Here is a 9,622-nt window from a genome sequence, read left to right on the forward strand (position 1 = left end):
CTCACTGGCCGGCGAGGCCGGTGTGGGCGACACCGGCGACGATCTGGCGCTGGAAGAAGACGAAGACGACGATGAGCGGGAGTCCGGCCATCAGGCCCCCGGCCATCAGCTGGGCCCACTGGATGCCGTAGGAGTTCATGACCGTCGCGATGCCGTTCGGCATGGTCATCAGGTCGGGGTTGTTGGTCACCATGTACGGCCACAGGAAGTTGTTCCACGAGGCGATGAAGGTGAAGATCCCGACGGCGGACAGCGAGGGCCGGGCGAGCGGGACCACGATGGTGAAGAAGACCCGCCAGCGGCCGGCGCCGTCGATGAACGCGGCCTCCTCCAGTTCGCGGGGGACGCCCTGGAAGAACTTGTAGAGGATGTAGACCATCGCGGCCGGCGCGCACTGCGGGAGGATCATGCCCCAGTAGGTGTCGACCATCCCCATCTGCTGGACGGTGGTGAACAGGGGGACGCCGAGGACGGCCGGGGAGATCATCAGGCCGCTCATCACGACGCCCATCAGGACACCCTTGCCGCGGAACTCGGTGCGGGCGAAGCCGTATCCGGCGAGCGCGGCGACCGTCAGGACGACGGCCGTCACGAGCACGGACACGACCAGCGAGTTGACGAACCAGTCGGTGATGTTGCCGGTCTCGAAGAGAGCCTTCCACGCCTGGCCCGTCCAGACCTTCGGCAGCCAGTGCGGCGGGATCTCGGCCGCCTCCGCCTCGGACTTGAGCGAGGTGAACAGCGCCGCGGCGATCGGCGCCACGAAGACGGCGGAGACGGCGACGCCGATCAGCGTGAGAACGATCTGGCCGGGCGTCCAGGGCTTGCGGGACTTGGTGGTCACGGTCGTCGCGGCGGTGGTCATCGGCCGCCCTCCTCACGGTTGCGCAGCAGCCACATCCGCGCCAGGGCGACGACTGCGATGATCACGAAGAAGATGATGGACATCGCCGAGGCGTAGCCCACGCGGTAGCTGGTGAAGCCCTGTTCGAGGGTGTACTGCACGAACGACCTGGTGCTGAGCTCCGGTCCCGGCCCGAAGTCCATCATCACGACGGCCTGGTCGAAGAGCTGGAGCGAGGCGAGGACCTGGAGCGCGATCACCAGGCCGGTGATGTGGCGCAGCATCGGCAGCGTGATGTGGACCATGCGGTGCCAGGCGCCCGCACCGTCCAGCTTGGCGGCCTCGTACAGATGGTCGGGGATGCCCTGGAGCGCGGCGAGGTAGAGCAGGAAGCTGAAGCCGACCGTCCACCACAGGGTCTCGATGACGATGGCGAGCATCGCGTACGACTTGTCGGTCAGCCAGGGCGTGCCGGTCCCGAGGACGTGGTTGAACATGCCGATGCCCTGGGTGAACAGCCACTGGAACAGATTGCCCGCGACGGTCGACGGCAGCAGGAACGGTGCGAAGAAGCACAGCCGCCACAGCCACTTGCCGCGCTCGATGTTGTGCGCCAGCATCGCGAGCAGGAACGCGAGCACGGTGATGCACGGCACGACGAGCAGCGTGAAGTACGCGCTGTGGCCGAGCGCGTCCCACATGGCCGAATCGCCCAGGGCCTCGCGGTAGTTGTCGAGGCCGACGAAGCTCGCGCCCTCGCCGGAGATGTTGGCGTCCGTGAAGCTGAGGTAGACGCCGCGCAGCAGCGGCCAGATCACGAAGAGCGTGAACAGGACGAGGAACGGGGCGACGAACCAGCCTCCGTGCTGGAGGCCCTGGTTGCGGCGGACGGTGGCGCCGGCCGCGGCGGTCTTCGCGCGCGCCGGTGCGACGACGGTCTCGGCACTGGTCGTGGTCATGCGACCGCACCTCCCTGCGCGGCGGTCCTGCCGTCCATCGGGTTCTTCGAGGCGAGGAGCTCGGTGAGGTCGTTCTTCATCCGCCGCGCGGCGGCGGCCGGCTGGGCGGAGCCCATCGTCGAGGAGACGACGATCGGGCCGAGGTCCTGGGCGAGGACGCCGGTGGAGCCCGCGAACCACACCTTCGGCTCGTTGGCCTGGTGGTCCATGGCGCTCACGTACTCGTTCTGCGGGGTGAGCTTCTTGTACGCATCCGTGGAGAGCGTCGGCGTGTACGCGGGGATGTGGCCGCCGGCCGCCCACTGCAGGGCGTGCCGGACGACGTAGGCGGCGAGCCGGTGCGCGCCCTTGTCGGCGGCGCCGCCGCGGCCCGCCTGGTGCGGCAGCACGAAGGTGTGCGATTCGGCGTGGGTGGCCTGCTTGCCGAAGACGGGCGGCAGCGGGGTCGCGCCGTAGTCGAGCTCGGCGCCGGAGAAGACCGGTACGGACCAGTTGCCCTCCCAGGTGAAGGGGGCGCCGTTGATGAACTGCTCGCCGGTGGGGGCGCCGGGGATGACGTAGCCGTCGGTGACGTGCTGCCGGAGGAACTCCAGGACCTGGGTGGCCTTGTCGACGTCGAAGAGGACCTCGGTGCGGGCGTCGTCGAACCACTCGCCGCCGAGCTGGGTGTAGAAGGCGACGAAGAACCACCACTGGAAGTTCTGGTCGTTGGTCCACAGGCCGATGGTCTGCAGGCCCGTCTTCGTGGCCTTCTTCGCCTTCTTCAGGACGTCGAACCACTCGTCGGTGGACGTGACCGGCACGATCCTGCCGTCGTCGCCCAGCAGGTCCGCCTTCTTCAGCACGTCCTTGCGGTAGAAGCAGAGCTGGACGTGGACGTCGAGCGGAAGGGCGTAGAGCTTGCCGTCGATGACCCCGCGGTTCCACAGCGCGGGGTTGAAGTCCGCCTGCCGCACGCCGTACTCGGCGAGCAGGTCCACGTCCCAGGGGTCCAGGAGGCGGCCGGGCGAGAACCCGGTGACCCGGCCCATGTGCATGACGCCGAGGTCGGGCGCGCGATTGCCCGCGGCCGCCATGGCGAGCTTGGTGTAGAAGGGGTTGCCCCACTGGAGGGTCGAATCCTTCACGTCGATGCCGGGATTGGCCTTTCGGAAGGCGTCCAGCATCGCGATCATGTTGTACCCGTCGCCGCCGCTGAAGAGGTTCCAGTAGCGCACCCGGGTGTCCGCTCCCGACGCGAGCGCGTCCGCGCCGGTGCCGAGCGCGGCGAAGCCGAGGCTGCCCGCCACGGCCAGTCCGCTTGCTCCGGCCAGGAGTTGCCTGCGATTCAGGCCAGGTCGTCCCATACCCCGCCCCTACTGTTCGAGATTTCGATAAGCGATCGCAACTTCGAACGGGACCGTAGATAGGAAGCGCTTGCACGTCAATGGTTTGCGCAGAACTCGGGTGACGGGAGAGGAACCCGGCAGGCCTGGGCTGGGTCCGGCCGGACACCTGGTCCCCCCAGCCGATCGGCAGACCGCGAGATCGTCGGATCCCACCGCCTGCCACCCCGGAGGGGGGACGCGGACCTGCGCGTCAGTACGCGAAAGGTGCCTGCGCCAGCCCCTTTCCGGCGCCGGGGACGACGAGCACCGAGCCGGAGAGCGGGTGCGGGGCGTCCAGGCCCGTGCGGGCCGTGGTGATGTAGAGGTCGGTCAGGCCGGGGCCGCCGAACGCGCAGGCGGTGGGGCGGCGGACGGGCAGGGCGATCACCTGGTCGAGGGTCCCGTCGGGGGCGTAGCGGTGGACCGCCCCGCCGTCCCAGAGGGCCACCCAGACGCAGCCCTCGGCGTCGACGGTGAGGCCGTCCGGGAAGCCGTCCTCTACGGCCGCCAACTGCCGCCTGCCGTACGGCAGTCCGTCCGCGTCCACGTCGAAGACGTCGATGCGGCGGGTCGGCGAGTCGATGTAGTACATCAGCCGGCCGTCCGGGCTCCAGCCCGTGCCATTGCTGACGGCGACGTCGTCGAGGACCGTGCGCACGGCACCGTCCGGGGTGATCCGGGACAGCGTGCCGCCGCGCGGCGCCTCGTCGTAGCGCATGGTGCCGAACCACAGCGAGCCGTCGGGAGCGACCGCCGCGTCGTTCGCGCGGCGGCCGGGGACGGGCTCCCGGTGCAGCCAGCGGAAGGCCTCCCCCGAGCCGGGCGGGCCGTAGAGCCCGACGCCGTCACGGAGGTTGACGACCAGGCCACCGCCGGCGCGCGGCTTCGCCGCGCCCACGTGCTGCTCGGTGGTCATGACCGTGCGGCGCCCGGAGGCCGGGGCGTAGGTGTGCACCCGGGATCCGAGGATGTCGACCCAGACGAGCCGCTGGGCCTCCGCGTCCCAGGTGGGGCCCTCGCCGAGGGCGGCGTCCGCGCGCACCGCGACCTCGGCGGCGCTCATCCGATGCTCCGGTGACCGAGCCGCTCGGACAGCTCGGCTGCGCCCTTCGCGGCGAGCTGCTCCAGCTCGCCGCGGCGCTCGTCGCTCCAGCGGATCATCGGGACCGAGATGGAGAGCGCGGCGACGACCTGTCCCGTGCGGTCGCGGACCGGGGCGGCGACGCAGCTGACGTCCGGGTTGGACTCGCGGCTCTCCACCGCGATGCCGCGCCGGCGGATCTCGGCGAGGGCCCCGCGCAGGGCGGCGGGATCGGTGATGCTGTTGGGCGTCATCGCGACGAGTTCGGCGTCGTCGGGAATCCGCGAGGTCAGCTCCGGCTCGGAGAGCGCGGCGAGCAGCATCTTGCCCACGGAGGTGCAGTGCGCGGGCAGCCGGCGGCCGGCCGCGGACACCATCCGCACGGCGTGCGTGGAGTCGACCTTCGCGATGTAGATGACGTCGGTGCCTTCGAGGATGGCCACATGCACGGTCTCGTCGCAGGTCTCGGCGACGGAACGGGCCACCTGCTGCCCCTCGGCGGCCAGGTCGAGCTGCTCGGCGTAGCGGCTGCCGAGCTGGTACGGGCGCACACCGAGCCGGTAGCGTCCCGGCTGCCCGGGCACCTGGACGATGTACGAACGCGCGGCGAGCGTGGTGACCAGCTCGTGCACGGTGGTGCGGGGCAGCTGTAGTTTGCGCACGATGTCGGGGGCGGAAAGAGTCCCGTCCCCGTCGAGGAAGAGCTCCGGTATGTCCAGAGCCCGGGTCACGGCAGGTACGAGGCGTCCCACGGCCGACCCCTCCCTATGTTCGAAATTTCAACAGACGATCGGCATGACGAACACAGGCTAGTCACAGTGGGCTTGACCGGGCAATGGCCGGTGCGGGGGTACGACACCGGTGCCGGGCCATGGCCGGTGCGTCGGTGCGGCGTGGACACCGGCCCGACGGCGGCGCGCGGCATGATCGGCCGGCCGGGGCGGTGCCGCGTGAACAACGCTGCGGGCCAATACACCTAGCGGCGGGCTCGAGGGCCACCGAGTTCGCCGCGCAGGCGCTGGGCCCGCAGCACCAGCTCCAGCTCGAAGCGCCGGTCCGGGTCGTCGATCTCGTCGCCCCACAGCTCCCTGATCTGGCGCAGGCGGTAGCGGACCGTCTGCGGGTGGACGCCGAGGCGGGCGGCCACCTCGGGGGCCCCGCCGCGGGTCTCCAGCCAGGCCAGCAGTGTCTCGGCGAGACGGCGGCCGTGGGTGGGTCCGCAGTGCTCCAGCGGGGCGAGGCACCTGAGCGCCAGGTCGTCGATGAGCTCCTCGGGCTGGAGCAGGACCAGCGCCTCGGTGTGCTCCGTGCAGTGCAGCACCTCTCCGTCGGGCAGCAACCCCCGCTCCATGAGCCCTACGGCGGCCTCCGCCCAGCGCAGCGACTTCGCCGCCTCGGCCAGCGGCACCGGCGGCCCGATCGCACCGGCCCAGCCGGTCAGCGCCCGGTCCAGCAGCTCCGGCCGGCCGGCGGCGTCGGGCTCGGGCACCACCATGCGGGGCTGCTCGTACTCCATGTCGAGCAGCACGCCCTGCCCCACGGCGGGCGCGACGGCCTCCCTGGCCGGACGCAGCAGCACGCCCACGGCGACCCGGTCGGGCAGGGGCCAGCCGACGCGGGCCGCGCGTTCGACGAGCGCCTCGGCCGGGTCGCCCCGGTGATGGTGCTCGGAGAACAGCAGCTCCATCAGGCGCCGCTGGAGACGCAGCCGCTCCCCCGCCTGCCGCGCCGCGGCCTCGGCATAGCCCCGTACGGACTGGTCCACCAGGCCGTCCAGGTACTCGTATCCCGCGTCGACGAGCTCGTACATCGCCGGTGGCGGGATGTCGACGCGCTGCCCGATCTCGGCGAACCGCCGCCAGGCGAGCCTGACCCCCAGCCGGTAGATCGCCTGGAGCGAGTCGAGACTGCGGCCGTGCAGGCCCTCGCCCCGGCCGAACTCCTGGAACACCTCCGGGGGGACCCGAGGCCTGCCCTCGGCCGCCTCCAGTTGCTGCACGAAGACCTCGATGGCACGCCGGATGCCGACGAGGGCCATCGGCTCGCCGGAGTCGTCCAGCACGAGCGGCAGATGCGGGTACTCGCGGCGGATCTCGCGCAGGATCTCCTCGGCGAGCGCGGGCGCCTCGGCCATGGCGATCGCCGCGAACTGGCGCACCTGGAGCCGGGGGACGTCACGCCACGCCGAGCGCACGGCGCGGGGCCCCGGGCGTATCGGCACCACGCGCTCCGCCTCCGGCGCACTCCTGCGGCCGGGCACGGTCAGCGCTCCTGGCCGGCGTGCTCATAGGTGATCAACGGGGTGTTGGGCTGGTCGGGCGTCGCGTCGAGCAGCGCGACGATCCCGAGCGCGGCACCCACCGCCAGCAGGGCGGCGGCGACGACGGTCAGCGCGGCGGCGAGCAGTCTGGACATCGCAGGGTCAGCCTCTCTGTCGGAGGTCGTCCCCACCCGGACCCGTGCGGCCACCGGTCGAGTGGTCCCACGGTCACTGCCCACGCCGGCCCCGTCCGGCAGAGCCAGTCTCGACAATGCATTGACACCCGTCAAGGGTGCGCCTACGGTTCCCGGCCCATACCGCACGTGCACTTTCCCTCCCGGTGTCGACGCACCCGTATCGCCTCGAACCACCCGATACCTCCCGTGCGTCGAGCCTCCTCACGCCCCTGGAGTGCCCGGATGCGCCGCAAGGTCTCACCCCTCTCGCTGATCCTCCTGGGTCTCGGCACCTTCCTGCTCGTGCTGGCCCCGATGCTCGCCTGGTACGTGGAACCACGCGCCGCCGTCAACCCGATCGACATCGACACGACCGCCGTCTACACCGGCACCGGCAGCGTCTTCGACGTGGACGAGGCCAAGACCGTGACCGACCGGCGGATCACCGTCACCCAGCAGGTGCGCGGCGACGTCGCCGACAGCGAGCGCAGCGGGAAGGCGGTCTGGGACGTGACGACCACGGTCGACACGGACAAGTCGCTGCCGGCGGCGGACCCGCACGACGCGCTGGAGTTCGTGCCGGGCCGCTGGGTGACCGACCGCCGGACGAACGCTCCCGCGCACTGCTGCAAGGAGCACCCGTACTTCGAGGGCGAGGCCTATCTCAAGTTCCCCTTCGACGTGCAGAAACGCGCCTACCGCTGGTGGGACAACTCCCTCGGGGCGACGGTCACGCTGCACTACCGGGGCACCAAGAAGATCCGCGGGTACGAGGGCTACCGGTTCACCGGAACCGTCCCGGCCACCCGGACCGGGACCCGGCAGGTGCCGGGGGCGCTGGTCGGGGAGCCCGAGCGCAGCCAGGTGCTCGCCGAGGAGTGGTACGCCAACCACCTGATCGAGCTGGTCGTCGACCAGCGCACCGGCCGGGTGATCTACGCGCAGGTCGGTCCGCGCCGGACGCTGCGCGCCCCCGGCGGCACGAAGGACGCCGCGGTGCTCCTCGACAGCCGGAAGCTGGCGTTCGACACCGCGACGCAGAAGGACCAGGTGAAGCAGGCGAAGAGCGAGAGCGGCCAACTGCGCATGGTGGGGCAGACGGTGCCGATCGGTGCCGGTGTGCTGGGATTCGTCCTCGCCGCCGTGGGAGCCGTTTTGGTGGTACGCGGACGATCTGGTCCGGATACGCCCGACTCGTCCGACCCTTCTCTCACGATGTGATGTTCCGTCAGCTCCACAAAGGCCGGAAATTGTCACCCCGGTGAGTAGCCGCGGGGAACGGCTGGGCGAAAACTGTCCACCCCACCCGAGCACAGCCCACCCACATCCCCGTTACAGCGAACTCCCACATCCCCCACAGTTCGTCGGATCGTGCGCGTCGTCCGCAGGAGGAATTGCTGAGGACGCGTCACCGGACCGGAAGGTGTGAATCCGCACCGAGCCCCACCCCCCACGCTGAGTTCCGCACCCTGAGACGAGTTGGAGCACCCATGCCCCAGCACGTGCCCTCCCCGCTGCGCGCCGCGTTCCCGCGCTCCGCGCAGTACCCACCGGCGCTCCCCCCACATCCGCGCCGGATCGTCTTCCTCGCCCGCCGCGACCTCGGCAATCCGGCGGCGGGCGGCTCCGAACTCCTGGTCGACCGGCTGGCCGGAGGACTGACCCGGCTCGGCCATCAGGTCACACTGCTGTGCGGCGGCCCGGCCGCCTACCGCGACTACCGGGTCGTGTCCGCGGGCGGCGATCTCGGCCATTTCCTGCGCGCACGGCCTGCGTTGCACCGCCAGGTCGGCGACTGCGACCTGCTGGTGGAGGTGTGCAACGGGCTGCCCTATCTGGCCCCGCTGTGGCACCGCGGGCCCACCCTGTGCCTGGTCAACCACGTCCACACCGACCTGTGGAGGATGCGGTTCGGCGGACCGCTGGCCCCCGCCGCCCGACTCGGACGAAGACTCGAACACTGGGCCCTGGCCGGTGCGCAGCGCGGCGGTCTGCTCGTCGCCGTCTCACCGTCGACCGCACACGCCCTGCGCGCGATCGGCGTCGAGCGGGACCGCATCCGTGTCGTGCACAACGGCGTCGAGGAGCCCGGGCCGCGTGCCCTGCGCTCGCCGGAACCGCTGTTCGTGGCGATGGGCCGGCTCGTCGAGTACAAGCGGATCGATCTGCTGCTGCGGCTGTGGGAGCGGGTGCGTCCGGTCACCGGCGGCCGGCTGGTGATCGTCGGCGACGGGCCCGAGCGGGAGCGTCTCCAACAACTCGCCGGTCCCCAGGTGGAGTTCACCGGCCATGTCTCGGAGACGGAGAAGCACCGGCTGCTGTGCGCGGCGTGGCTGCTGCTCCACCCGTCCGCCGTCGAGGGCTGGGGCCTGGTGGTCACCGAGGCGGCCGCCCGCGAGACCCCGGCGATCGCCTTCGACGTGCCCGGGCTGCGGGACTCCGTCGTCGACGGCCGCACGGGCCTGCTGGCGCGCGGCGAGTCCTCCTTCGCCGCGGCCTGGTGCACCCTCGCGCTGTCCACGGAGCGTCGCACCCTGATGGGCAGGGCGGCCAGCGACCACGCGGCCCGCTACCGCTGGAACCACACGGTCCGCCAGTTCGGAGCGGTGGCCGCGGAGGCGGTGAGGGGCTGGACACCATGACGTCCCCCTGGACCGGGCCCGACGCGCAGGCGGCCGGGGCGGCGCACACCCCGCAGGCGGGGCGACCGGCCTCGGACCCCGGGACCGCCGGGTCGCCGCACGTCTCGGGGGTCCCGGAGGCCACCGGGGCGGCACAGGCCTCGCGAGCGGCGGTGGTCCCGGCGGCCCCGAAGCCCGTGCACGCCCCGAAGACTCCGCCTGCCGCGGACGGCCCGGGGAGAGCCGTACCCGGGGCACTGCCGGGCGGGGACGCCGGGGACCGGCGAGCGGCGGACGTCGAGGGCGGCGGGGCC

At 71.6% G+C, this 9,622-nt stretch carries 9 protein-coding genes; 2 read left to right on the plus strand and 7 right to left on the minus strand.

Going from position 1 to position 9,622, the window contains the following annotated elements; all coding sequences use genetic code 11:
* Window position 1: 1 nt before the first annotated feature.
* The 7 genes from ACSYGO_RS16840 to ACSYGO_RS16870 all read right to left on the minus strand — a co-directional run bounded on the left by ACSYGO_RS16840 (window position 2) and on the right by ACSYGO_RS16870 (window position 6,666).
* A complete protein-coding gene (locus tag ACSYGO_RS16840) occupies window positions 2-865 on the minus strand; it encodes a carbohydrate ABC transporter permease (protein ID WP_426675572.1) in 864 nt (287 codons plus the stop codon).
* Window positions 862-1,803 carry a carbohydrate ABC transporter permease gene (locus ACSYGO_RS16845; RefSeq protein WP_426675571.1) on the minus strand — a complete coding sequence of 314 codons (942 nt, stop codon included), beginning with the start codon at window positions 1,801-1,803 and terminating at the stop codon, window positions 862-864. Before ACSYGO_RS16845 ends, ACSYGO_RS16840 begins: the two co-directional genes overlap by 4 nt.
* Window positions 1,800-3,149 carry an extracellular solute-binding protein gene (locus ACSYGO_RS16850; protein ID WP_432186572.1) on the minus strand — a complete coding sequence of 450 codons (1,350 nt, stop codon included), beginning with the start codon at window positions 3,147-3,149 and terminating at the stop codon, window positions 1,800-1,802. Before ACSYGO_RS16850 ends, ACSYGO_RS16845 begins: the two co-directional genes overlap by 4 nt.
* A gap of 232 nt (window positions 3,150-3,381) precedes the next feature.
* Window positions 3,382-4,233 (minus strand): SMP-30/gluconolactonase/LRE family protein, encoded by an 852-nt coding sequence (locus ACSYGO_RS16855; RefSeq protein ID WP_460386992.1) that lies wholly within the window; start codon window positions 4,231-4,233, stop codon window positions 3,382-3,384.
* On the minus strand, window positions 4,230-5,003 hold the full coding sequence (locus tag ACSYGO_RS16860; protein ID WP_460386993.1) for an IclR family transcriptional regulator: 774 nt from the start codon (window positions 5,001-5,003) through the stop codon (window positions 4,230-4,232). Before ACSYGO_RS16860 ends, ACSYGO_RS16855 begins: the two co-directional genes overlap by 4 nt.
* 224 nt (window positions 5,004-5,227) lie before the next feature.
* Window positions 5,228-6,472 carry a PucR family transcriptional regulator gene (locus ACSYGO_RS16865; RefSeq protein ID WP_460389725.1) on the minus strand — a complete coding sequence of 415 codons (1,245 nt, stop codon included), beginning with the start codon at window positions 6,470-6,472 and terminating at the stop codon, window positions 5,228-5,230.
* A gap of 41 nt (window positions 6,473-6,513) precedes the next feature.
* On the minus strand, window positions 6,514-6,666 hold the full coding sequence (locus ACSYGO_RS16870; protein ID WP_199791397.1) for a hypothetical protein: 153 nt from the start codon (window positions 6,664-6,666) through the stop codon (window positions 6,514-6,516).
* A gap of 264 nt (window positions 6,667-6,930) precedes the next feature.
* Here ACSYGO_RS16870 and ACSYGO_RS16875 point away from each other — a divergent pair, with 264 nt between their 5' ends.
* Window positions 6,931-7,908, plus strand: coding sequence for a PorA family protein (locus tag ACSYGO_RS16875; protein ID WP_426675567.1), 978 nt, complete (start codon window positions 6,931-6,933; stop codon window positions 7,906-7,908).
* A gap of 269 nt (window positions 7,909-8,177) precedes the next feature.
* Window positions 8,178-9,329, plus strand: a complete 1,152-nt coding sequence (locus ACSYGO_RS16880) for a glycosyltransferase family 4 protein (RefSeq protein ID WP_426675566.1) — start codon at window positions 8,178-8,180, stop codon at window positions 9,327-9,329.
* Window positions 9,330-9,622: the final 293 nt, after the last annotated feature.

The sequence above is a fragment of the Streptomyces krungchingensis genome (assembly GCF_054729265.1).

Excerpts from the sequence above, each read along its gene's own strand:
- ACSYGO_RS16855 (WP_460386992.1), bottom strand. The coding sequence starts at position 4,233 with ATGAGCGCCGCCGAGGTCGCGGTGCGCGCGGACGCCGCCCTCGGCGAG.
- ACSYGO_RS16840 (WP_426675572.1), bottom strand. The coding sequence starts at position 865 with ATGACCACCGCCGCGACGACCGTGACCACCAAGTCCCGCAAGCCCTGG.
- ACSYGO_RS16875 (WP_426675567.1), top strand. The coding sequence starts at position 6,931 with ATGCGCCGCAAGGTCTCACCCCTCTCGCTGATCCTCCTGGGTCTCGGC.
- ACSYGO_RS16870 (WP_199791397.1), bottom strand. The coding sequence starts at position 6,666 with ATGTCCAGACTGCTCGCCGCCGCGCTGACCGTCGTCGCCGCCGCCCTG.
- ACSYGO_RS16845 (WP_426675571.1), bottom strand. The coding sequence starts at position 1,803 with ATGACCACGACCAGTGCCGAGACCGTCGTCGCACCGGCGCGCGCGAAG.
- ACSYGO_RS16880 (WP_426675566.1), top strand. The coding sequence starts at position 8,178 with ATGCCCCAGCACGTGCCCTCCCCGCTGCGCGCCGCGTTCCCGCGCTCC.
- ACSYGO_RS16850 (WP_432186572.1), bottom strand. The coding sequence starts at position 3,149 with ATGGGACGACCTGGCCTGAATCGCAGGCAACTCCTGGCCGGAGCAAGC.